The sequence below is a fragment of the Delftia tsuruhatensis genome, assembly GCF_903815225.1.
In the GTDB taxonomy this organism is placed as follows: domain Bacteria; phylum Pseudomonadota; class Gammaproteobacteria; order Burkholderiales; family Burkholderiaceae_C; genus Comamonas; species Comamonas tsuruhatensis_A.
Map to the genome: position 1 here is coordinate 1982140 of NZ_LR813084.1, position 21482 is coordinate 2003621.

Genomic DNA, 21482 nt, shown 5'->3' on the forward strand with positions numbered 1-21482 from the left:
TTGGAGACCCCACGATGAAATTCACCCTCAATTCCCGAAGAGTGGCCTTTGACGGCGACGGGCAGACCCCGTTGCTGTGGGTGCTGCGCGACCACTTCAAGCTGCCGGGCACCAAGTTCGGCTGCGGCATCAGCATGTGCGGGGCCTGCACGGTGCATGTCGATGGCGAGCCGGTGCGCTCCTGCGTGCTGCCCGTCTCGACGGTGGGCGGCAAGGCGGTCACGACCATCGAAGGACTGTCCAGCAATCGTTCCCACCCCATCCAGAAGGCCTGGATGGACAAGGACGTGCCGCAGTGCGGCTACTGCCAGTCCGGCATGGTCATGGCCGCTGCCGCGCTGCTCAAGACCCATCCACAGCCCACCGATGCGCAGATCGACGAGGCCATGACCAATCTGTGCCGCTGCGCCACCTACCATCGCATCCGGGAGGCCATCCATGCCGCAGCGTCCAAGCAATGAACGGGGCCGCACGGCCGGCTCTGCCATCTCGCTGCGGCGCAGGCATCTGCTCCAGAGCGCTGCCGCGCTGCTGGTGGCGCCTGCTGCCGGCAGCCTGCTGATTCCGCTGGCGCAGGCCGCGCCAGCGGAGGCGGGTGCAGCGGCAGCAACGGCCTCCTCCATCGGCGACTGGGTCTGGATCGAGCCTTCGGGCCAGGTGGTGATCGGCGTGTCGCAGTGCGAGGTGGGCCAGGGCATCTACACGGGCCTGCCCCAGGTGCTGGCCGACGAGCTTGATGCCGACTGGGCCAGCGTGACCGTGCGCTTCGTCACGGGTCGCGACGCCTATCGCAACGATGCGGGCGAGATGCCGTTCCAGCAGTTCGTGGGTGCGTCGATGTCGATGAACTATTTCTACGAGCGCATGCGCCTGGCCGGCGCCCAGGCGCGCGATGTGCTGCTGCGCGCCGGCGCAAGCCGCCTGGGTGTGCGTGCGTCCCAGTGCATGACGCGTGCCGGCCGCGTGCTGCACCCCGCGACGGGCCGCAGCGTGGGCTATGGCGAGATCGTGGCCGATGCCTCCAGTCTGCCCCTGGCCGCGCGGCCGCGCATGAAGTCGGCTTCCGAGCAGGGCCTGATCGGCCGCAACCTGCGCCGTGTGGATACGCCTTCCAAGGTCGACGGCAGCGCGGTGTTCGGCATCGATGTCGAGGTGCCCGGCATGCTGATCGGCGCCGTGCGCATGGCGCCCAGCGTGACGGGGCGCATCGTGCGCATCCGCAACGAGGCAGAGGTGCGCGCGCGCCCCGGCGTGCATGCCGTCGTGCGCACCACGCAGTGGCCCGACCCCGAGCCCAGCACCGTGGTCGTGGTGGCCGATTCGTACTGGATTGCCAAGCAGGCTGTCGATGCGCTGGACATCGAATTCGACGCCGGCGCGGCGGCAGCCGTGGACAGCGAGCGCATCCATGCGCAGTTCGTCGCAGGCTTGTCGAACGACAAGGCCGTCGTGGCCCGCAGCCTGGGCAAGCCGCGTGAAGTGCTGGCGGCGGGCAAGACCATCACGGCCGACTACCACTCGCCCTACATCACGCACGCCACCATGGAGCCGCTGGCCGCCACCGTGCATGTGCGCGACGGCGAGGTCGAGACCTGGGGGCCCTACCAGGGCCAGGACTTCCTGCGCGGCGAACTCGGCAAGGCCTGCGGCGTGCCTGCAGACAAGGTGATCGTGCACACCACGTTCCTGGGCGGCAGCTTCGGGCGCAAGTACATGCCCGACTTCGCCCTGCATGCGGCGGCGGCGTCCAAGGCCGTGGGCCGGCCCGTCAAGGTCATCCGCTCGCGCGAGGACGACATACGGCATTCCTACTACCGGCCCGGCGCATCGGGGCGCTTGAGCGCCGTGCTCGGCGCCGACGGCATGCCGGCCGCGCTGCATGCGCGCATCTCGGGACAGTCGCTGTACGGGGCCATCAACCCCAAGAAGATGGCCGATGCAGGCGGCTGGGACGAGACCATGGTCGAGTCCATCTACGACCTGATCTACGGCGTGCCCAACCTGCTGGTGGATGCCGTGGACGTGCAGCAGCCCATACCGCTGAGCTACCTGCGCAGCGTGGGCACCACGTCCAGCGTGTTCTTCCTGGAGAGCTTCATCAGCGAACTCGCCCACACCGCAGGCGTGGACGACTACCAGTACCGGCGCCGCCTGCTGGCCGGCCAGCCGCTGGCGCTGGGCGTGCTGGATGCGGCGGCGCAGGCCGCGCGCTGGGAGCAGCCCGCGCCGGCAGGCCTGCACCGCGCCATGACCTTCAACGTCTACACGGGGCGGGGCGAGAGCTTCCAGACCTTCGTCGCGCTGGTCATGGAATTGCGTGCTGTAGAAGGCCGCGTGCGGCTGGAGCGCGCCATCTGCGCCATCGACGCGGGCCGCGTGGTCAACCCGGGCCTGGTCAAGGCCAATGTCGAGGGCGGCATCGGCTTTGCGCTGACCAACACCTTCAAGAGCCGGCTGGTCTTTGACAAGGGCGTGGTGCAGCAAAGCAATTTCCACGACTACCCGCTGCTGCAACTGTCCGAGATGCCCCGCGTGGAGGTGGTCCTGGTCGAAAGCGACAGGCCGCCCCAGGGCTGCGGCGAAGTGGCCCTGGGCCCCACGGCGCCTGCCGTGGCCACGGCCCTGTTCCATGCCACGGGCCGCCGGTTTCGCTCCATGCCGCTGCCGCAGGACATCGCGTCCACCTGATCACCACCCCAACCCCGTTTTTTTCGAGAAAAGGAATTTCATGCAAGTCGAACACATCACCCCGTGCATAGGATCGGAGATATACGGCATCGATCTCTCGGACCCGGCGCAGGTGCATGACCATGCGGACGCGCTGCGCAAGCTGCTGGCCGAGCGCCAGGTCATCTTCTTCCGCGACCAGACGCTGGACCCTGCGCAGCAGGTGCGCGTGGCCCAGGTGTTCGGCAAGGTCGAGCCCGTGTCCTCCACCTTTCCCTCGCACCCGGACGATCCCCATGTCGAGCTGCTGATCAGCCAGGGCACGCGCACCGGCACCGACATCTGGCATGCCGACCTGACCTGGCAGGCCCAGCCGCCCGCAGGCGCCTGCCTCTATGCGGTGGACGTGCCGCCCACGGGCGGCGACACCATGTGGGCCAGCATGACCACGGCCTTTGCTTCGCTGGCGCCCGAGCTGCAGGCCTATCTGCGCAAGCTGCGCGCCACCCACAACTGGGAGGCGCCGGCCCTGAGGCAAAGCCTGATGCGCCGCGATCCCTCGGGCGAGGCCTATCGGGCCACGCGCCTCAAGCATCCGCCGCTGGAGCAGCCCGTGGTCCTGGTGCACCCGGTCACCGGCCTGCCCGTGGCCTTTGTGAACTCGCTCTACACCACGCACATCGAGGGCGTCACCAGCGACGAGAGCGCGGCGCTGATCGCCATGCTCAGCGGCCTGGCCAAGGTGCCTGAATGGCAGGTGCGCTTTCGCTGGCGCAAGGGCTCGGTGGCCATCTGGGACAACCTGGCCACCCAGCATTACGCGGTCAACGACTACCACCCCGCAGCGCGGCGCATGCACCGCGTGGCGATACGCCAGGCGTGAACCCGGCCCCGGCCTTTGCTGAAAATGACAAAACCCACGATGAAAGCCCACCCCATGAAAGCGAAACGCAAAACGCTTGCCCTAGGCATGGCCCTGGCCATGGCCCTGCTGGCCGGTTCTGCCCAGGCGCAGGCCTATCCCCACAAGCCCGTCACCATCGTCGTGGCCTATCCCGCAGGCGGTGACACCGATGCGCTGGCGCGCCTGCTGGGCGAGAAGCTGTCGGCCCGCATCGGACAGTCGGTGCTTGTGGACAACCGCGCAGGCGCCAGCGGCACCATCGGCAGCAGCTATGTGGCCAAGGCGCCGGCCGATGGCTATACGCTGCTGCTGGCGCCCAATACCTTTGCCATGGCCCAGCTGGTGCTCAAGCTGGGCGCAGGCCACGGATATGACGTGCTCAACGGATTCACGCCCGTGATCGAGGTCGGCTCCACATCGCTGTTCCTTGTCGCCGGGCCCGGCGCGGGCGTGCGCACGCTCAAGGAGGCCGTTTCCGCGAGCCAGGGCCGTTCGCTGGGCTACGCCACCCCGGGCAATGGCTCGCCCATGCACTTTCTGGGCGAGATGGTCCGGCGCGCCACGGGCGCCCGCTTCGAGTCCATCCCCTACAAGGGCGTGGCGCCTGCGGTCACGGACGTGGTGGGCGGCCATGTGCCCTTCACCTACAGCACGCTGGGCTCCATCGCGCCCTACCTGCCCGGCGGCAAGCTGGTGGCGCTGGCCGTGGCCGACGCCCAACGCTCGCCGCTTGCGCCCGACGTGCCCACGCTGGCCGAGCTGGGCTACAAGGACGTGGAGCTGACCGCCTGGTATGGCCTGTTCGGCCCCCGGAACATGCCTGCCGACGTGGTCAGGCTGCTGAATACGCACCTCAACGAGGTCCTCAAGATGCCCGACGTGGTGGCACGCATGGCCACGCTGGGAACTGTCCCTGTGGGCGGCCCGCCGCAGCGCCTGGGCAAGACCAATGCCAGCGACTTCGAGCGCTTCGGGCGGCTGGTCAAGGAGCTGGGCATACAGTCCGACTGAGGGCGGCGCACCGGACGAAAGGAGGGAGCAGCGGGCGCCGGCGCAAGTCAATCCGGGTGGTGGCCCGGGTGTGGTGGGTGGTCTTGCGCCGGCGCATCCTGCCTGATGCGCTCGGCCAGCAGGTGGGACATGAAGCGCAGATAGTGCTCGACCTGCTGGTCTGCCTGCGGCCCTTCCCCGAACAGTTCGGCCAGCAGCGGCCGTGCCGTGGGCAGGAAGGCCGAAATGCTGAGGATGGCCAGGTGGATGAAGCGCGGGTCCACCTGTGCCGGGTGGCTGGCCTGCGCTCCGTCCATCAGCATGGTCGAGGTCAGCTCCAGCCCGCGCCGCGTGATGCGCTGCAGCGGCGTGCCCGAGGGCGGAGGCTCTTCTTCGCTTTCATAGTGGTAGATCTCGGACAGCGCCAGCCGCTCGAACTGCGGGTGCTCGCGCATGAAATCCAGCCGCAGCAGCAGGCGCTGGTAGACGCGCTCTTCCACCGTGCCCTGCGTCCTGAGCGCCACTTCCATGCGGTTTTGCAGCTCCTGCATCAGGGACTCCGTCACTTCCTGCAGCAGTCCCTTGAGGCTGCTGAAGTAGTAGCGCACCAGCGCCCGCGTGACGCCGGCCGCTGCCGCGATTTCCAGAATGCTCAGTTGCTCCGGCGTGCGGGTCTTGAGCAGGTTGACCGTGGTCTGCAGGATGATGTCCCGGCCGACGGCATCGTCGGCCAGCGGGCGGCCGCTGTTGCGGCGGGGCTTCTTGGGCGCGGAATCGGCAGGCTTCTTTTGGGGCGGCATGCGGGCCATTGTCGGCGATACACAGGCAGCGGCTGCTTCGCAAGTGTCAGGGCTGGGCGGTGATGCGGGCCAGCGCGTCCTCGATCTCGCGGGCCTGCTGGGGCCGCACCAGCCTTTGCACCTCCTGCCCGTCACGCAGAAAAACCAGGGTGGGCCAGAGCTTGACGCGGTAGCTGCGTCCCAGGGCCCTGCCGGGGCCGTCTTCCACCTTGATGTGGGCCACCTGCGGGGCGGCATCCAGCGCCTGGGCAATCAGCGGTTGCGCGCGCTGGCAGTGGCCGCACCAGGCGGTGCCGAACTCCAGCAAGGTAGCGCCGGGCAGCGTATCGACGGTGCTGCGATCGGGGGCGTCGGTCAGGTGCTTGGACTGGAAGGGCATGGGCAATCTCCTGTCAGGGAAAGGCCTGCAGCGGCAGGATGGACACGGTTTCGCCGGCTTGCACGGCAGCGCGCTCATGTTCGAGCACGATGAGGCAGTCGGCCTCGGCCATGGAACTGAGTACGCCCGAGCCCTGCGGCCCCGTGGTGCGCACCATGCAGCGGCCATCGGCGCCCTTGGACAGAATGCCGCGCTGGTACTCGGTGCGGCCGGGCCGCTTGGACAGGGCCTGCGCAGCCACAGCCTGGGGCAGGGCGGCCGGTTCACCGTCCACGGCGGCGGCGCCCATGAGCTGCAGCAGCGCCGGCCGTACAAAGACCAGAAAGCTCACCATGGCAGCCACGGGATTGCCGGGCAGGCCGATCAGTACCGTGGTGCGTGCCGGTGGCCGGCTGGCGGCAAATGGCGTGCCCGCATCGGGCTGCAACAGGCCCACGGCCAGCGGCCGGCCCGGCCGCATGGCCAGGCGCCAGAAATGCACGCTGCCCATGCGTTGCAGCATGGCGCGCGTATGGTCGGCCTCGCCCGCGCTGATGCCGCCGCTGGTCAGCACCACGTCGGCCAGGGAGGCGGCTTCGCGCAGGCGCTCCTGCAAGGCTTCGGGCTGGTCGGCCACCACGCCCAGGTCCAGCACCTTGACGCCCATGCGCTGCAGCAGGCCGATGAGGCTGAAGCGGTTGCTGTCGTAGACCGCCCCTTCGCGCAGCGCCGTGCCGGGGTGCAGGATTTCATCGCCCGTGGAGAAATAGGCCACGCGCAGCCGCCTGCGAACATGCACCTGAGACTGGCCCAGGCTGGCGATCAGGCCCAGGGCCGCCGGATGCAGGCGCTGGCCCGCCGCCAGCGCCACGCAGCCCTGGCTCAGATCCTCGCCGCGCCTGCGGCGGTTGTCTCCGGTGCGCACGCTGCCGGCGGGAATGCGTACATGGTCGGGCGAGGTCGCATCGGCGGGTTCGGTGCGTTCGTGCGCGATCACCGTGTCCAGACCGGCCGGCAGCACGGCGCCCGTCATGATCTTGATGCACTCGCCCGCCCGCACCGTGCCATGCCAGGGCTTGCCGGCCAGGGCCTGGCCGACCACGCGCAGCACCAGCGGGGCGCCGGCCTGCAGCTGGCTGCCGTCGAAGGCATAGCCATCCATGGCGGCATTGTCATGCGCGGGCACGTCGATGGGGGAGACGATGTCTTCAGCCAGCATCCGGTCCAGCGCGTCGGCCAGCGCCAGCGTTTCCACGTCCACCACCGGGCCCAGGGGCTGCAGCAGGCTGGCCAGCTGGGACAGTGCCTGATCAACGCTCAGGTCCTGGGCGGAGGCGGTGGGGGCGGAGGCGGGCTGGAAGGTGGCGGTCATCAGAACGGAATCCGGTGGGGCAAGGCCGGTCACGGCGGCGTCACGGGCACACAGGCCGCGGCCTGCGCCAGGGCCTGCAGCTCCTGCTGCGTGTTGGCGTTGGCAAAGGCCAGCGGGCTGTCGTCCGCGCGATCGAACAGGGCGGTGGCGCAGCGGTGCCGGCCCGTCCAGGCATCGATCTTGCGGCCGCCCGAACGTATGAAGGACTGCAGGCTATCACGCAGCGATGACCGCATCAGGCAGAACACGGGCTGGGCCCGCAGCCTGGATTGATCTGTATCAGGCGAGCGTTCCCAGCCATGGGCGACGACGAGGTCGGCCCCAGGCTGCTGCGCCAGCGCAGCCTGCGCGAGCCGCTGCACAAGGTCCTGGGGGAACAGCGGCGTGTCGCAGGGAACGCAGACCAGCCAGGGTGTCGGGCAATGGGTGAGGCCGCTCAGGAAGCCGGCCAGCGGGCCGGGGTAGTCGGGTTCGGCATCGGGCCAGACCGGGGCGCCATAGGGTGCGCCCAGTTGCGCATAGGCCTCGGCATGGCGATTGGCGTTGAGCATCAGATGCCCGACCTGGGGCGCAAGGCGGCTGAGCGCGTGGGCCACCAGCGGCTGGCCCAGAAAGGGCTGCAGGCCCTTGTCGATGCCGCCCATGCGCATGCCGCGCCCGCCTGCCAGCACGCAGCCCGTGATGTCGCTCATGGGCAGGGTGTCGGGCAGGGAGGAAATGGGCATGTGTGGCCTGTGATGGAGGAACCGAGGGGAAAGGGAAAGGGAGACCCGCGCGCCGCGCGGGCTCAGCCGCCGATGTAGCTCATCTCTATGCGCCTGCGCTGCGTGTCCGTGCTGGACGGCAGGCTGGCGCGCAGTTCGGAATAGCGGTCGGTGCGCTGCTGCCAGATGGGGGCCAGCGCGGCTGCCACTTCCTCGTCGCTGGCGCCGCTGCGCAGCAGGCTGCGCAGATCCCAGCCTTCGGAGGCGAACAGGCACAGGTACAGCCGGCCCTCGGTGGACAGGCGCGCACGGTTGCAGTCGCCGCAAAAGGCGTGGGTGACGCTGCTGATCACACCGACCTCGCCCAGCGAGGGATCGTGCAGGCCCTGCGCATCGGCATATCCCCAGCGCACGGCGGTCTCGCCCAGGCTGCTGGCCTGCAGCGGCACCAGGGGCAGTTCGGCACGCAGCCGGGCGATGACTTCGTCGGAGGGCAGGACCTCGTTCATGCGCCAGCCGTTGGTCGCGCCCACGTCCATGTACTCGATGAAGCGCAAGGTCACGCCCGTGCCCTGGAAGTGGCGCGCCATGGGCAGGATCTGGTCCTCGTTGGTGCCGCGCTTGACCACCATGTTGACCTTGATGTTGCCCAGGCCTGCCGCCTGGGCCGCCTCGATGCCGGCCAGCACGTCGGAGACCGGAAAGTCCACGTCGTTCATGCTGCGGAACACCGCGTCGTCCAGCCCGTCCAGGCTGACGGTGACGCGGTTCAGACCTGCCGCCTTGAGCGCACGGGCCTTGCGCGCCAGCAGCGAGCCATTGGTGGTCAGCGTCAGGTCCAGCGGCTGGCCGTCGGGCGTGCGCAGGGTGGCCAGCTGTTCCACCAGTGTCTCCATGTTCTTGCGCAGCAGGGGCTCACCGCCCGTCAGCCGGATCTTGCGCACGCCATGCTGCACGAACAGGCGTGCCGTGCGTGTGATCTCCTCGAAGCTCAGCAGCGAGCCGTGCGGCAGGTAGCGGTAGTGCTTGTCGAAGACTTCCTTGGGCATGCAGTAGCTGCAGCGGAAGTTGCAGCGGTCGGTGACGCTGATGCGCAGGTCGCGCAAAGGCCGGCCAAGCCGGTCGCGCAGATCGCCGGTGGGCGCCTGCAGCAGGCTTGGCACGGTGGCCGGGCGTGTGGGGGCGCGCTCGTCGACCAGGGGGATCACTCGTTCTGCCATGTCCCCGATTTTGCCCGAATGCCCAAATCCAGGCACCGCGAAGGTCCAGGCTCCCTGATCTGCGCCTAGACGCAGCGTGCCCCGTCCACCTCGATGCAGGTTCCACTGACGAAGGCGGCCTCGTCGCTGGCCAGGTACAGCGCCGCGTTCGCCACATCCATCGCCGTGGAGAAGCGGCCCAGCGGTATCGTTGCGAGAAAGCGTGCGCGGCGTGCACCGTCCACCGGGCCTCCCGCGAACTCGGCGGCCAGGCCGGTGTCGGGGTTGAACACGGGGTTGATGCAGTTGACGCGGATGTTCTCCGGACCCAGCTCGGCCGCCATGGATTTGCTGGTGGTGATGACGGCCCCCTTGGAGCCGTTGTACCAGGTCAGGCCCGGGCGTGGCCGCAGGCCGGCCGTGGAGGCGATGTTGATGAAGCTGCCGCCTGCCGGCAGGCCGCCGGCCAGCGGCGGATTGGCGCGCATGGCCGGCACGCCGTGCAAGGCCGAGAGGTAGATGCTTTTGACATTGACGGCGTAGACCCTGTCGAACTCCTCCTCGCTCACTTCGAGCATGGGCCGGTTGCGGTGGGTCCAGCCTGCGTTGTTGACGAAGACGTCCAGCCGGCCGTGCGCCCTCAGCGTGGCAGCGACCAGGGCCCGGACCTGGTCGCTGCGGGTCATGTCGGCCTCCTCGAACCGCGCCTGCCCGCCTTGCTCGGTGATGGAGCGTGCCATCCGCGTGCCTGCGGCGCAATCGATGTCATTGACGATGATGCGCGCCCCCTCGGCGGCCAGCCGCGTGGCGATGCCCGCGCCTATCCCGCTGCCGGCACCCGTGACGATGATGGATTTGCCCTGAACGCGCATCGATGTCTCCTTGTCGTGGTTGGCGTTGTGCGGCGGCCGGTGGCCGGGGCCTCACGTCGCGTGGTGCTCTGGCGCATTGGCAGGTTCCGCCTGCCGGAGTTGCCAGCCCGCGAACTGCGGGAAATAGCGTGCCACGCCGGGCCCGTTGAAGTCCCAGCCCAGGCACTGGCCCAGATGGCGTGGCGGCTGGCTGGTGTCGGCATCGGCAAAGACACCGGGCACGGACTGGAAGGCGGCCGTGGCCATGTTGAACAGCAGCTCGCGCAGATGCGTGCAACTGGCCACGCCGCCCAGGTTTTCGTTGATGGCCTTGCGCCAGCCGCGTGCCATGCCGCAGCCCACCATCTTCTGCATGGCGCGGGTGGCCTCGGGGCAGTGGCCCAGGGGGTGTGAGTCCATCACGACGTCGATGGCCTGCACCACCAGGCGCGCATCGACGGTGGTGCGTATCCACATATGGTGTATGGCCGTGCCGGCCGGCACCTGGCGGCCGCCGCTGAGTTCGAGATCATGGGTCTTGCTGTCGCGCAACTCGCCTTCGATGTCCCAGAGGCCATCGGCGCGGGCATAGCTGCGGTAACGCACGTCGCGTTCATGCTGGGGCGTGCGGTCGGGAATGGGAGGCAGGGGCATGGGATGCTGTTCTTTCAGTCACGGTGCCCCGGCAGTGGCCGGGCACCGTGCGATTTTCCGCCATGCGCGGAAATCAGCCATGCCGTATGGCGACGGTCTTCAGCGTGGTGAAGCCGTAGAGCGCCTCGAAGCCCTTTTCGCGGCCGTGTCCGCTGAACTTCACGCCGCCGAAGGGCAGCTCCACGCCACCGCCCGCGCCGTAGTTGTTGACGAACACCTGGCCGCAACGCAGGCGCCGGGCCAGGCGCAGCTGGCGTGCACCGTCGCGCGTCCACAGGCCGGCCACCAGGCCGTAGGCCGTGCCGTTGGCCAGTTGCACGGCATGGTCCTCGTCGTGGAACGGCATGGCGCAGAGCACGGGGCCGAAGATTTCCTGCTGTGCCAGGCGGTGCGTGGGCGGCACATCGCGCAGCAGCGTGGGTGCCTGATAGAAGCCGCTGTCAGGAGCCTCCTCGACGATCTGGCCCTGCGCCACCACGGGAACACCGGCCACCTGGGCGTCGGACAGGAAATCCCAGACGCGCTGCTGCTGGCTGGCGCGGATCAGGGGGCCCATGTCCAGGTCCATCGCTGCGGGCCCCACGCGCAGCGCCTCGAAGGCCTGGCCCAGGCGTTCGAGCAGCGGCTCGTAGATCAGCGAGTCGATGAGCACGCGCGAGCCTGCCGAGCAGGTCTGGCCCGCGTTCTGCACGATGGCATTGACGATGGCGGGAACGGCCGCGTCCAGGTCGGCATCGGCGAACACGATCTGGGGGCTCTTGCCTCCCAGCTCCAGCGTCACGGGGCAATGGCGCTCGGCCGCAGCCTGCTGGATCAGCGTGCCCACGCCGGGGCTGCCCGTGAAGCTCAGGTGGTCCACGCCGGGGTGGCGGGCCAGCGCGTCGCCCACTTCATGGCCCAGGCCGGTGATCACGTTGAAGGCCCCGGCCGGGAAGCCGGCCTCGGTGGCCAGGCGCGCCACGCGCAGCACGGACAGGCAGGCGTCTTCCGAGGGCTTGACCACGCAGGTGTTGCCGGCGGCCAGCGCCGCGCCCACGCTGCGGCCCAGGATCTGCATGGGATAGTTCCAGGGGACGATGTGGCCGGTCACGCCGTGGGGCTCCCGCCAGGTCAGTGCGCTGTAGCCCTGCTGGTAGGGAAGGGTTTCGCCATGCAGCTTGTCGCAGGCGCCCGCGTAGAACTCGAAATAGCGCGCCAGCGCCAGCGCGTCGGCGCGGGCCTGGCGCGTGGGCTTGCCGCAGTCGCGCTGCTCGATGGCGGTCAGCTCGTCGGCATGCTGCAGCACCTGGTCGGACAGGCGCATCAGAAGCCGCCCGCGCTCGGCGGCCGAGAGCTTGCTCCAGACGCTGTCCTGGCATTCGCGCGCCGAGCGCACGGCCAGGTCGATGTCCTGGGCCGAGCCGCGTTGCAGTTCGTCGAAGGCCTGGCCGTCCGATGGGTCCAGCACGGGGATCGTGCGCCCCGATTCCGTGGGCACGGACGCATTGCCGATGTAGTGGTGTTGCATGGGGCCCCATTGTGGGGGGGCTGCGCCACTTGTCCAGTCCCGCGCGGCGCAGCCGCCCCCCGGCCGGCGCTCCGGGGTCAGTCGGTGATCCAGCCTGCGTCACGCAGCCCCTGCCGGTCCAGCACTTCCAGCTTGCCGCGGCGCAGTTGCAGGCAGCCGGCCTGCTGCAACTCCTGGAGGATCTGGTTGGTGGTCTGGCGCGACAGGCCCAGCATGCGGGCAAGCTGCTCCTGCGAGACATCAAGCTCGCGTCGCCAGCGCTGGCGGCCCTGGCCGTCGGGCTGCCACTGGTCGAAGCCCTCGGCCATGCGCACCAGGCGCCGTGCCAGGCGCTGGGGCGCGGGCAGCAGGGTCTGCTCCTCCAGTGCCTCCAGGCAGATGCGCAGCTTGTCGGTCAGCAGCAGGGCCAGCGGCTGCCAGTGCGCGGGGTGAGCCGCCAGCCAGTCGCGCAGCGGCGCCTGGGGCACGTGCAGCACGATGCTGGCCGTGGCCGCCTGGGCGTCGTGCGTGCGCTGCGCGCCATCGAGCAGGGCGATCTCGCCCAGCCACATCGGCGGCTCCACCAGGGCCAGCAATGCCGTGCGTGCCTGCTCGCCGCAGGCCGCCGTCCCCGAGATGCTCAGGGCGCCGCGCGCCACCGCATACAGGCCGCATGCGGGATCGCCGCGCCGAAAGAGCCAGTCGCCCGCACCCAGCGCGCGCGGCTGGGCCAGTGCCTTGAGCTGTCCGGCCAGCTCCGCAGGGAGGGCATGGAACCAGCGGCCCGCCTCGATGGTTGCCCACAGGTCGGCCATGCCTGGAGGGCTGGCGTTCGTGCGGCGCCGTGTGCTGCGCGGCAGGGCAGGTACGGAGGCTGGCGCGGGTTCGGGTATGCCCGGGGTATGTGATGAGGCTTGTGTCGGATTCATGACAGACGCCAATCCTTGGTGACACCACCATGGTTGCGCAACATCCACTGCCGGTGCAGCCTATGAAAACCCTCATCGACCAACTGTCCCAGTACGCGGACTATCACCGTGATCCGCGCAACATCCTCACGCACTTCGTCGGCGTACCGCTGATCATGTGGGCCGTGGTGATCCTGCTGGCACGCCTGCAATGGGCGGTGCCGCTGGCGGAAGGCCTGCCGGCCCTGCCCCTGAGCCTTGCCCTGCTGGCGGCGCTGGCCGCGGGCCTGTATTACTGCCTGCTGGACCTGCGTTATGGCATGGCCATGGCCCTGGTGCTGGCCCTGATGCTGGCGCTGGCCCAGCCCATCGCCCTGCTGCCCATGGGGGCATGGCTGGGCTGGGGCCTGGGCATATTTGCCGTGGGCTGGGTGATCCAGTTCGTGGGCCACTACTACGAAGGCCGCAAGCCGGCGTTCCTCGACGACATCGTGGGCCTGGTGATCGGGCCGCTGTTCGTGCTGGCGGAGCTTGGCTTCGCCCTGGGCCTGCGCCGCGAGGTGCAGCAGGCCGTGGAGCAGCGCAGCGGACCCGTGCGGCGGCACACGGGTGGCGCGCACGCTTGAAGCGGGGCCCGCGCACTGCAAGCTTGGCGCAGGCTTGGGGCCTTAGCATGGCAACTGTTCCCGCGGGCCGTCCGCGGGCTCGCGTGCCTGCGCCTAGAATCACGCTGCAACCCCTGCGGGGGCTTTTCTGTTTCAACTTTCCTCATTCATCATGTCTTTCGACAAAGTCACCCCGGGCAAGAACGCTCCTGAAGCCTTCAACGTCGTCATCGAGATCTCGGCCAATTCCGATCCGATCAAGTATGAAGTGGACAAGGAAAGCGGTGCCGTCTTCGTGGATCGCTTCATGGGCACGGCCATGCACTACCCCACCAACTACGGCTATGTGCCCCAGACCCTGTCAGGCGACGGCGACCCGGTGGACGTGCTGGTGATGACACCCTTCCCCCTGCCCCCGGGCGTGGTCGTGGCCTGCCGCGCCATCGGCATCCTGCAGATGGAAGACGAGTCCGGCGTGGACGGCAAGGTGCTGGCCGTGCCCACGCAGAAACTGCTGCCCGCCTACGACAAGATCAACTCGCTGGAAGACATCCACGAGATCACGCTCAAGCAGATCCAGCATTTCTTCGAGCATTACAAGGACCTGGAAAAGGGCAAGTGGGTCAAGGTCCTGGGCTGGAAGGGCGTGGAGGAGGCCAAGAAGGAAGTGGTCGACGGCATCGCCAACTACAAGGGCTGATCCAGCAACGGATCCCAAGGGCTCCCGTCGCGGGAGTCTCAACCGCGCTGAGGTAAATGCCCGCTTCGCTGTTGATACAATTTGAAACGCACCCGGTGGCTACCCCCGGGTGCGTTTTTTGTTTTGTGGTGGATCAGGTTTTGTGCAGATCAACGGGCGCTGATGGAGCCATCAGGCCAGGAGCGGAGCAAATGAAGTTGGCAGATTGGCGCATGGGCACGAAGCTGGGCATGGGGTTCCTGGTCATGGTGCTGTTCTCGGCCATCCTGGGGGCTGTGGCCTGGCTGCAGCTGGCGCAGATGCATCGCAATGCGCTGCACCTGTCGGATGTGGCCCTGCCCAGCATGTTCCATGCGGGTGCCATGCGTTCGGAATACAACCGTCTGCGTCGGCATGAGGCCGGCATCGCCTCGGCGCGCAGCCTGGCCGAGGTCGACGGATTTGCCAGGCAGGTGCAGGACAGGCTCAAGACCATCGGCGAGCATGAGGCGGCCCTGCAGGCGCTGATCGACCAGGCCGACCTGCGCAAGGCCTTCGACGACTATCTCGGATTCAAGCAGCAGTTCCTGGCCATGCACGCGCGGTTGCTGGAGCGTGCGCGCGCTGGCAATTATTCGACCACCGAGGAGCAGGCCTTCATGGCCGACGAGATGGGGCTGATGTTCGCCGGAGAGTCGGAGGCGCAGTTCGGCAAGCTTGCCGAAAGCGCCGGCCGGTTGCTGGCCTTGCAGCGCGAGGCTGGCGAGCTGGCGCGCCAGCAGGCGCAGTCCGGTTTCGATCTTGCGCGCATCTGGGTGCTGGGCACGCTGGCGGCGGTGGTGCTTATCGCCGCCCTGGTGGGCTGGACCATCACCCGTGCCGTCACGAGGCCGGTGGCGCAGGCCGTGGAAGTGGCGCGCAGCGTGGCGGCCGGCCACCTGGAAAAGCCGGTCACCAGCCGCCGCCGCGATGAGATGGGCCAGTTGCTCAACGCGCAGGAGGACATGCGCCGCAAGCTGGCTGAACTGGTGGGAGAGGTGCGCGGCAACGCGCACGGCGTGGCCCTGGCCGCTGGCGAGATCGCCCAGGGCAATGCCGATCTGTCGGCCCGCACGGAAAGCCAGGCCAGCGCCCTCGAGGAAACCGCAGCCTCCATGGAGCAACTGGGCGCCACCGTGCGCCAGAACGCCGACAACGCGCGCCAGGCCAACCAGCTGGCCGCCTCTGCCTCGGGGATTGCCGCGCGAGGGGGCGAGGTTGTGGCCCAGGTCGTGGACACCATGAAGGACATCAACGACAGCAGCCGCCAGATCTCGGACATCATTGGCGTGATCGACTCCATTGCCTTCCAGACCAATATCCTGGCGCTCAACGCGGCCGTGGAGGCGGCACGTGCCGGCGAGCAGGGCCGGGGTTTCGCCGTGGTGGCCGGCGAGGTGCGCACGCTGGCGCAACGCAGCGCCGAAGCCGCCAAGGAGATCAAATCCCTGATCCTGGCCAGCGAGCAGCGCGTGGAGCAGGGCACGCAACTGGTGGACAAGGCTGGTGTCACCATGTCCGAGATCGTCGCTGCCATCCGCCGCGTGACGGACATCATGGGCGAGATCAGCGCGGCCAGCAGCGAACAGAGCGCGGGTGTGGCCCAGGTAGGCGATGCCATCACGCAGATGGACCAGGCCACGCAGCAAAATGCCGCCCTGGTCGAGCAGAGCGCGGCGGCGGCCCAGTCGTTGCAGCAGCAGGCCCAGGCCATGGTGGCGTCGGTCGCGGTGTTCCGCACCTCGGCAGGCGACCCGGTTGCGCAGGAGACGGCCGTGCGCACGGGCGCTGCCATGGCAGCGCCGCGTGTGACCGTGGCCGCTGCTGCTGTCGTCCGGTCCGCAAGGCCCGCGCTGGCGCCGGTCCAGGCCAGGGCGGCCTCCCGCGTGGATGACGAGGAGTGGGCTTCGTTCTGAGGCGCTTGCCTAGGAACCGGCCTGCAACCGAAAACGGCCCCATGCCAGGCATGGGGCCGTTTTTTCATCGCCGGGCCGTCCCCGGGGCCGAAGCGGGCGCGGCAGGCTCCAGACCTTGGCATTCGCGGAAAGACGGTGGTCGGAATTCTGCCGGCAGGTTCGGGCCTACTGCATCTGCCTGAACTTTTCCTGAACAATGGAGGAATGCTGGCAGAATGCAACTGGATGTAGTCAATTTCTGACAGAGCGCGGGGCGTTTCCGGTGTCGTTCCCCCGCCAGCAAGAGGTGTCCACATGATGACCTTGTTCCTGCCGCTGGCCAGCTGGCTCATGGCAGTCCGTCTGCCACCGGAACCCCATCGGCCCGCACGCCGGCTGTTCGGTGCCTCGCAGGGGAGGCCGCCTCCGCCCCTGACATACCACGTCCCCGCCCCGCCTGCACCAGCTCCGAGCCGGTCCTTTCTGCCCCCGTGGGGCAGCCCCTGGCGGCAGGGCGACAACTGACACGAATGCCAGAACCCAGACAACAAGAGAAACCACTGTGAAAAATCTCAAGATATCGACGCGCATGCTGGGCACTTTCGGCTTGCTGGTGGTGCTGCTGCTGGCCGTGGTCGCCGCAGCACTCGTGCAACTGCGCTCCATGCGGGACAGCATGGAGGTCATCACCGGCAATGCCATGCCCAGCGTGGAGGTGATCAACCAGATCGGCACCGACGTCGTGCGTACCCGCCTGCTCGAGGTGCGCCATGTCAACAACGAGGATGCAGCCTACAAGGCGGATTCGGAAAAACAGCTGGAGCAGTTGCAGCGCCACCTGGCCGAGCGCAAGAAGATCTACGAGCCGTTGCTGGCCTCGGATGAGGAGCGCCGCCTTTACACCCAGCTGATCCAGGAGCGCGATCGCTACCAGGAACTGAGCCGGCAGGTGCTGGCCTTGTCGCGTCAGGGGGACAAGGCCCGGGCTCAGGAACTGCTGGGTGGGGAGTCACTGAAGCTCTACAACGATTCGTCCAGGACGCTGGAGCAACTGATCAAGCTCAACAGCGATGCTGCCCGGCAGGAAGGGCTCAATGCGCAGATGGTCTACACCCGCTCCGTGGTCGTGCTGACCGTGGCCGCGCTGGCCGCCGTGCTGCTGGCGGTGCTGGCCGGCCTGTGGCTGACGCGCTCCATCCGCGTTCCGCTGGCCCAGGCGGTCGATGCCGCGGACCGGGTGGCCGGCGGCGATCTGGGCGCGACCATCCGCGTGGACCGCCAGGACGAGACAGGGCTGCTGCTCGGCGCACTGCAGCGCATGCAGGCCAGCCTTGCGCAGACCGTGCGTGTCGTGCGCCAGAATGCCGAAGGCGTGGCCTCGGCCAGCGCGCAGATCGCCTCGGGCAACGCCGACCTGTCCAGCCGTACCGAAGAGCAGGCCAGCGCGCTGGAGCAGACCGCGGCTTCCATGGAGCAACTGGGCTCGACCGTACGCCAGAACGCCGACAACGCCCGCCAGGCCAACCAACTGGCGCTCAACGCCTCCAGCGTTGCGCGCCGCGGCGGCGAGGTGGTGGCCCAGGCCGTGGAGACCATGAAGGGCATCAATGACAGCAGCCGGCGCATCGGAGACATCATCGGCGTCATCGACGGTATCGCCTTCCAGACCAACATCCTCGCGCTCAATGCGGCTGTCGAAGCGGCGCGTGCCGGCGAGCAGGGCCGGGGTTTTGCCGTGGTGGCCGGCGAGGTGCGTTCGCTGGCCCAGCGCAGCGCCGAAGCCGCCAAGGAGATCAAGGCGCTGATCACCGCCAGCGTGGAGCGTGTGGAGCAGGGCTCGGAACTGGTGGACCGCGCAGGCACGACCATGACCGAGGTGGTGGCCGCCATCGGCCGGGTGACCGACATCATGGGCGAGATCAGCTCGGCCAGCACCGAGCAGAGTTCCGGCGTGGCGCAGGTCAGCGAGGCCGTCACGCAGATGGACCAGACCACCCAGCAAAATGCCGCGCTGGTCGAGGAAAGCGCGGCGGCCGCCGCGTCCTTGCGCAAGCAGGCACAGGACCTGGTCGAGGCCGTGGCCGTGTTCCAGCTGCCGCGCGGTGTGGCGCAGGAGGCGGAGGGCGCTGCCAACAGGCCGGCCGCCGTGGCGGCGCCTCGCCCGACGGTGCAGCCTGCGTCCCCGTCACGGCCTGCGCAACCGTCGTCCCTGGGTGCGGGCACGCGTACGGGTGGCCAGGCCCTGGCAAGGCAACTGGAACGCAATGCGGTTCCGCCCATCCAGCCACGTCCAGGGACTGCCGCCGGCAAGCCGGCACCCCGCCAGCCCGGCCAGGGCGACGATGACTGGGAAACGTTCTGAGCTTCAGCCCCGGCGTAGCGGGCTGTGCGCCTGAAGCTCCTGCACATACCCTGCCATTCCTTGCCCTTCGCGGTCAAGAAAGCGTGCAATGGCGTCGGCAAAGGCGGGGTGGGCGATCCAATGGGCGCTGGGCGTCACCACGGGAAGCAGGGCGCGCGCCATCTTGTGTTCGCCCTGGGCGCCACCTTCGAAGTGGGCGATGCCCCGCTCTATGCACCAGGCGATGGGCTGGTAGTAGCAGGCCTCGAAGTGCAGGCAGTCCACTCGCTCCAGCGCTCCCCAGTAGCGGCCATAGGCCGTGCCGCCGGGGGGGAGACCCGATTCGCCGGGAAAGCCCGCCGCGCGCCGGGCCGCGACGGCGTCCAGTGCGATCAGGCTGCACGCGATGGGCTGGCCATTCCGCTGCGCGACGAACATCAGCCACGCCTCGGGCATCTGCCGCGCCATGGCCTCGAAGAAGGCGGGCGCGAGATAGGGCGCATTGCCATGCTCCAGATAGGTGCGCTCATGGCAGCGGTAGAAAAACGCCCAGTCCTCGGCCCTCATCTGCGGCCCGTGCAGGGCTTGAAAGTGCACGCCGGCTTCCCGTACCTTGCGCCGCTCCTGGCGGATCTTCTTGCGCTTTTCCTGGTTCAGGGTCGCCAGGAAAGCCTCGAAATCCCGGTGTCCCGCACCTTCGCTGCCCTGGTTGCTCCAGTGAAACTGCACGGTGCTGCGCCGCATCCAGCCATCGGCATCGCAGGCGGCCAGATCCTGGGCATCGCTGAACAGCAGGTGCAGCGATGACAACTGCCGTTCCTGTGCCCAGCCGCGCACGGCGCGCACCAGCGCGGCCCGCAGTGCGGGCGTGCGCGCCAGTAGCCGGCTGCCGGGCACGGGCGTGAAGGGCACGGCCAGCACGCCCTTGGGGTAGTAGTCCAGGCCGTGCTGGGCATAGGCCCGCGCCCAGGCCCAGTCGAAGACATACTCCCCATAGGAGTGGGCTTTCGCATAGACGGGGCAGGCCGCGACCAGTTCGCCATCCTGCCAGAGGGTGACCACTCTAGCGGTCCAGCCGGTTTGTGGCGCGGCGCTGCCACTGGATTCGAGCGCGCTCAGGTACTCGTGTCGCATGAAGGGCGTGGGCGCGGCCTGCGATGCCAGCAGTGCGTTCCAGGCCGTGGAATCCAGCTCCTGCACGCTGTCCAGCACGCGGGTGATAATCGTGGTTTCAGCCATGCCACTCCTTGCTGGCCGGTGTGACACGCGCTGCCGCCTGTCGCTGGGGGGTGGCCCTGCCGGCCCTGTCGGATCCATTGCATTCCATGACGTTCTCCATCTGCACTGCCCAGCTCAACTTTGTCGTGGGTGATCTGCCCGGCAATGTCCAGAAAATCATCGCCGCGGCCCGTGAAGCTTATGCCAACGGAGCACGGCTGCTGCTGACGCCCGAACTGGCACTGTGCGGCTACGCGGCCGAAGACCTCTATCTGCGCCCGGCCTTCCTGGATGCCTGCGATCAGGCCGTGCAGCAACTGGCGCGGGAGACAGCGCAGTGGCCCGGGCTGGCACTGGTGCTGGGCCATCCCTGGCGCGATGGCGCCGCAGGCGGCGTGCTGCGCAATGGTGCGAGCGTGCTGGGCGACGGGCAGGTGCAGTGCCGCCATGCCAAGCAATGTCTGCCCAACTACGGTGTATTCGACGAGCAGCGCTACTTCGAGGCTGGCCGGTCCTGCTGCGTGTTCGAGGTGCAGGGTGTGCGCGTGGGTCTGCTGATCTGCGAGGACGCCTGGCATGCCGCACCGGCACGCGCCGCAGCCGACGCTGGCGCCCAGTTGCTGGTGGTGCTCAATGCCTCTCCCTTCCATGCGGGCAAGCAGGCCGAGCGCGAGGCCATGCTGGCCACGCGCGCGCGGGAGACGGGCCTGCCCCTGGTCTATGCCCATCTGGTCGGCGGCCAGGACGAAATCGTCTTTGATGGCGCCTCATTTGCCATCCAGGCCGATGGCGGCATCGCTGCACGCGCGCAGGCCTTCGTCGAGGCCCTGCCGCTGGTGCAGGTCCGCACGGGTGCACAGGGGCTGCTGCTGGAGGGGGAGGTCATCCCGCAGGTCCAGCACCTGCCCGCGCTGTGGTCCGCCCTGGTGCTGGCCGTGCGCGACTACGTGGGAAAGAACCGCTTTCCCGGCGCGCTGCTGGGCCTGTCGGGCGGCATTGACTCGGCCCTGGTGCTGGCGATCGCCGTCGATGCGCTGGGCGCCGACAAGGTGCACACGGTGATGATGCCCTCGCCCTACACGGCCGACATCAGCTGGATCGATGCGCGTGACATGGCCGAACGCCTGGGCGTGCGCCATGACGAGATGTCGATCGCTCCCCAGTTCGAAGCATTCAGGTCCGCGCTGGCACCGGCGTTCACCGGCCGTGCCGAGGACACGACCGAGGAGAACCTGCAGGCGCGCATCCGCGGCACCTTGCTGATGGCGCTGTCCAACAAGTTCGGCTCCGTGGTCCTGACCACGGGCAACAAGAGCGAGATGTCCACCGGCTACTGCACGCTCTATGGCGACATGGCAGGAGGTTTTGCGGTGATCAAGGACGTGCTCAAGACCGAGGTCTTTGCGCTGGCTCGCTGGCGCAATGCCAATGATCCGTTCGGCACGGGGCTCGATCCCATTCCCGAGCGCATCATCACGCGCCCCCCCAGCGCTGAGCTGCGCCCGGACCAGAAAGACCAGGACAGCCTGCCTGCCTATGAAGTGCTCGATGCCATCGTGCGCCGTTACATGGAAAATGACGAAAGCATCGCCTCCATCGTGGCCGATGGCCATGCCCAGGCCGATGTGGAGCGCGTGACGCGCCTGATCCAGATCAACGAGTACAAGCGCCGCCAGGCGCCGGTGGGGCCGCGCATGACGCGCCGCAGCTTCGGCAAGGATTGGCGCTACCCGATCACCAACCGCTTCCGCGCCTGAACAACCGCAGGGCGCAGCGGCCGGCTGCCCTGCAACGCATTGCATGTACTGAGGA

General features: G+C 68.4%; 19 protein-coding genes. 9 read left to right on the plus strand and 10 right to left on the minus strand.

What is annotated here, in order from left to right:
• The first annotated feature begins 14 nt into the window (after positions 1-14).
• The 4 genes from L1Z78_RS08915 to L1Z78_RS08930 are packed head-to-tail and all read left to right on the plus strand — an operon-like array spanning position 15 to position 4582.
• Positions 15-461: a (2Fe-2S)-binding protein gene (locus L1Z78_RS08915; protein WP_234641162.1), complete on the plus strand. Its 447-nt coding sequence runs from the start codon at positions 15-17 to the stop codon at positions 459-461.
• Entirely contained in the window at positions 439-2688 is a 2250-nt protein-coding gene (locus L1Z78_RS08920; protein ID WP_234641163.1) for a xanthine dehydrogenase family protein molybdopterin-binding subunit, read from the plus strand. Before L1Z78_RS08915 ends, L1Z78_RS08920 begins: the two co-directional genes overlap by 23 nt.
• 40 nt (positions 2689-2728) lie before the next feature.
• Entirely contained in the window at positions 2729-3550 is an 822-nt protein-coding gene (locus L1Z78_RS08925; protein ID WP_234641164.1) for a TauD/TfdA dioxygenase family protein, read from the plus strand.
• Between the two features lie 54 nt (positions 3551-3604).
• Entirely contained in the window at positions 3605-4582 is a 978-nt protein-coding gene (locus L1Z78_RS08930) for a Bug family tripartite tricarboxylate transporter substrate binding protein (protein WP_234641165.1), read from the plus strand.
• Positions 4583-4629: 47 nt separating this feature from the next.
• Here L1Z78_RS08930 and L1Z78_RS08935 read toward each other — a convergent pair whose 3' ends face one another.
• From L1Z78_RS08935 to L1Z78_RS08975, 9 genes are all read right to left on the minus strand, one after another.
• Positions 4630-5361: a TetR/AcrR family transcriptional regulator gene (locus L1Z78_RS08935; protein ID WP_234641166.1), complete on the minus strand. Its 732-nt coding sequence runs from the start codon at positions 5359-5361 to the stop codon at positions 4630-4632.
• 46 nt (positions 5362-5407) lie between these two features.
• Positions 5408-5740 (minus strand): thioredoxin family protein, encoded by a 333-nt coding sequence (locus L1Z78_RS08940; protein ID WP_034365530.1) that lies wholly within the window; start codon positions 5738-5740, stop codon positions 5408-5410.
• A 13-nt stretch (positions 5741-5753) separates the two neighbouring features.
• Entirely contained in the window at positions 5754-7091 is a 1338-nt protein-coding gene (gene glp, locus L1Z78_RS08945; RefSeq protein WP_234641167.1) for a gephyrin-like molybdotransferase Glp, read from the minus strand.
• 29 nt (positions 7092-7120) lie between these two features.
• Complete coding sequence (mobA, locus tag L1Z78_RS08950; protein WP_234641168.1) at positions 7121-7816, minus strand: molybdenum cofactor guanylyltransferase MobA; 696 nt, start codon at positions 7814-7816, stop codon at positions 7121-7123.
• 62 nt (positions 7817-7878) lie between these two features.
• On the minus strand, positions 7879-9015 hold the full coding sequence (gene moaA / locus L1Z78_RS08955; RefSeq protein WP_234641169.1) for a GTP 3',8-cyclase MoaA: 1137 nt from the start codon (positions 9013-9015) through the stop codon (positions 7879-7881).
• A 65-nt stretch (positions 9016-9080) separates the two neighbouring features.
• Positions 9081-9866, minus strand: coding sequence for an SDR family oxidoreductase (locus tag L1Z78_RS08960; protein ID WP_234641170.1), 786 nt, complete (start codon positions 9864-9866; stop codon positions 9081-9083).
• 51 nt (positions 9867-9917) lie between these two features.
• On the minus strand, positions 9918-10499 hold the full coding sequence (locus L1Z78_RS08965; RefSeq protein WP_234641171.1) for a DUF2889 domain-containing protein: 582 nt from the start codon (positions 10497-10499) through the stop codon (positions 9918-9920).
• A gap of 73 nt (positions 10500-10572) precedes the next feature.
• Positions 10573-12006, minus strand: a complete 1434-nt coding sequence (locus L1Z78_RS08970; RefSeq protein WP_234641172.1) for an aldehyde dehydrogenase family protein — start codon at positions 12004-12006, stop codon at positions 10573-10575.
• A gap of 77 nt (positions 12007-12083) precedes the next feature.
• Positions 12084-12914 (minus strand): Crp/Fnr family transcriptional regulator, encoded by an 831-nt coding sequence (locus L1Z78_RS08975; protein ID WP_234641173.1) that lies wholly within the window; start codon positions 12912-12914, stop codon positions 12084-12086.
• Positions 12915-12976: 62 nt separating this feature from the next.
• On the opposite strand from L1Z78_RS08975, the gene L1Z78_RS08980 reads away from it, so the two are divergent.
• The 4 genes from L1Z78_RS08980 to L1Z78_RS08995 all read left to right on the plus strand — a co-directional run bounded on the left by L1Z78_RS08980 (position 12977) and on the right by L1Z78_RS08995 (position 18473).
• Positions 12977-13519, plus strand: coding sequence for a DUF962 domain-containing protein (locus tag L1Z78_RS08980; protein WP_234641174.1), 543 nt, complete (start codon positions 12977-12979; stop codon positions 13517-13519).
• A 151-nt stretch (positions 13520-13670) separates the two neighbouring features.
• On the plus strand, positions 13671-14198 hold the full coding sequence (ppa, locus tag L1Z78_RS08985; RefSeq protein WP_234641175.1) for an inorganic diphosphatase: 528 nt from the start codon (positions 13671-13673) through the stop codon (positions 14196-14198).
• Positions 14199-14389: 191 nt separating this feature from the next.
• Complete coding sequence (locus L1Z78_RS08990; RefSeq protein WP_234641176.1) at positions 14390-16132, plus strand: methyl-accepting chemotaxis protein; 1743 nt, start codon at positions 14390-14392, stop codon at positions 16130-16132.
• A gap of 568 nt (positions 16133-16700) precedes the next feature.
• A complete protein-coding gene (locus tag L1Z78_RS08995) occupies positions 16701-18473 on the plus strand; it encodes a methyl-accepting chemotaxis protein (protein ID WP_234641177.1) in 1773 nt (590 codons plus the stop codon).
• 3 nt (positions 18474-18476) lie between these two features.
• Here the strand turns inward: L1Z78_RS08995 and L1Z78_RS09000 are convergent, their stop codons facing one another.
• Complete coding sequence (locus tag L1Z78_RS09000) at positions 18477-19691, minus strand: GNAT family N-acetyltransferase (RefSeq protein ID WP_234641178.1); 1215 nt, start codon at positions 19689-19691, stop codon at positions 18477-18479.
• 86 nt (positions 19692-19777) lie between these two features.
• On the opposite strand from L1Z78_RS09000, the gene L1Z78_RS09005 reads away from it, so the two are divergent.
• Positions 19778-21427 carry an NAD+ synthase gene (locus tag L1Z78_RS09005; protein WP_234641179.1) on the plus strand — a complete coding sequence of 550 codons (1650 nt, stop codon included), beginning with the start codon at positions 19778-19780 and terminating at the stop codon, positions 21425-21427.
• The last annotated feature ends 55 nt before the right edge of the window (positions 21428-21482 follow it).

Coding starts and splice junctions, on each gene's coding strand:
- L1Z78_RS08915 (WP_234641162.1), top strand. CDS start 15: ATGAAATTCACCCTCAATTCCCGAAGAGTGGCCTTTGACGGCGACGGG.
- L1Z78_RS08920 (WP_234641163.1), top strand. CDS start 439: ATGCCGCAGCGTCCAAGCAATGAACGGGGCCGCACGGCCGGCTCTGCC.
- L1Z78_RS08925 (WP_234641164.1), top strand. CDS start 2,729: ATGCAAGTCGAACACATCACCCCGTGCATAGGATCGGAGATATACGGC.
- L1Z78_RS08930 (WP_234641165.1), top strand. CDS start 3,605: ATGAAAGCGAAACGCAAAACGCTTGCCCTAGGCATGGCCCTGGCCATG.
- L1Z78_RS08935 (WP_234641166.1), bottom strand. CDS start 5,361: ATGCCGCCCCAAAAGAAGCCTGCCGATTCCGCGCCCAAGAAGCCCCGC.
- L1Z78_RS08940 (WP_034365530.1), bottom strand. CDS start 5,740: ATGCCCTTCCAGTCCAAGCACCTGACCGACGCCCCCGATCGCAGCACC.
- glp (WP_234641167.1), bottom strand. CDS start 7,091: ATGACCGCCACCTTCCAGCCCGCCTCCGCCCCCACCGCCTCCGCCCAG.
- mobA (WP_234641168.1), bottom strand. CDS start 7,816: ATGCCCATTTCCTCCCTGCCCGACACCCTGCCCATGAGCGACATCACG.
- moaA (WP_234641169.1), bottom strand. CDS start 9,015: ATGGCAGAACGAGTGATCCCCCTGGTCGACGAGCGCGCCCCCACACGC.
- L1Z78_RS08960 (WP_234641170.1), bottom strand. CDS start 9,866: ATGCGCGTTCAGGGCAAATCCATCATCGTCACGGGTGCCGGCAGCGGG.
- L1Z78_RS08965 (WP_234641171.1), bottom strand. CDS start 10,499: ATGCCCCTGCCTCCCATTCCCGACCGCACGCCCCAGCATGAACGCGAC.
- L1Z78_RS08970 (WP_234641172.1), bottom strand. CDS start 12,006: ATGCAACACCACTACATCGGCAATGCGTCCGTGCCCACGGAATCGGGG.
- L1Z78_RS08975 (WP_234641173.1), bottom strand. CDS start 12,914: ATGAATCCGACACAAGCCTCATCACATACCCCGGGCATACCCGAACCC.
- L1Z78_RS08980 (WP_234641174.1), top strand. CDS start 12,977: ATGAAAACCCTCATCGACCAACTGTCCCAGTACGCGGACTATCACCGT.
- ppa (WP_234641175.1), top strand. CDS start 13,671: ATGTCTTTCGACAAAGTCACCCCGGGCAAGAACGCTCCTGAAGCCTTC.
- L1Z78_RS08990 (WP_234641176.1), top strand. CDS start 14,390: ATGAAGTTGGCAGATTGGCGCATGGGCACGAAGCTGGGCATGGGGTTC.
- L1Z78_RS08995 (WP_234641177.1), top strand. CDS start 16,701: ATGCTGGGCACTTTCGGCTTGCTGGTGGTGCTGCTGCTGGCCGTGGTC.
- L1Z78_RS09000 (WP_234641178.1), bottom strand. CDS start 19,691: ATGGCTGAAACCACGATTATCACCCGCGTGCTGGACAGCGTGCAGGAG.
- L1Z78_RS09005 (WP_234641179.1), top strand. CDS start 19,778: ATGACGTTCTCCATCTGCACTGCCCAGCTCAACTTTGTCGTGGGTGAT.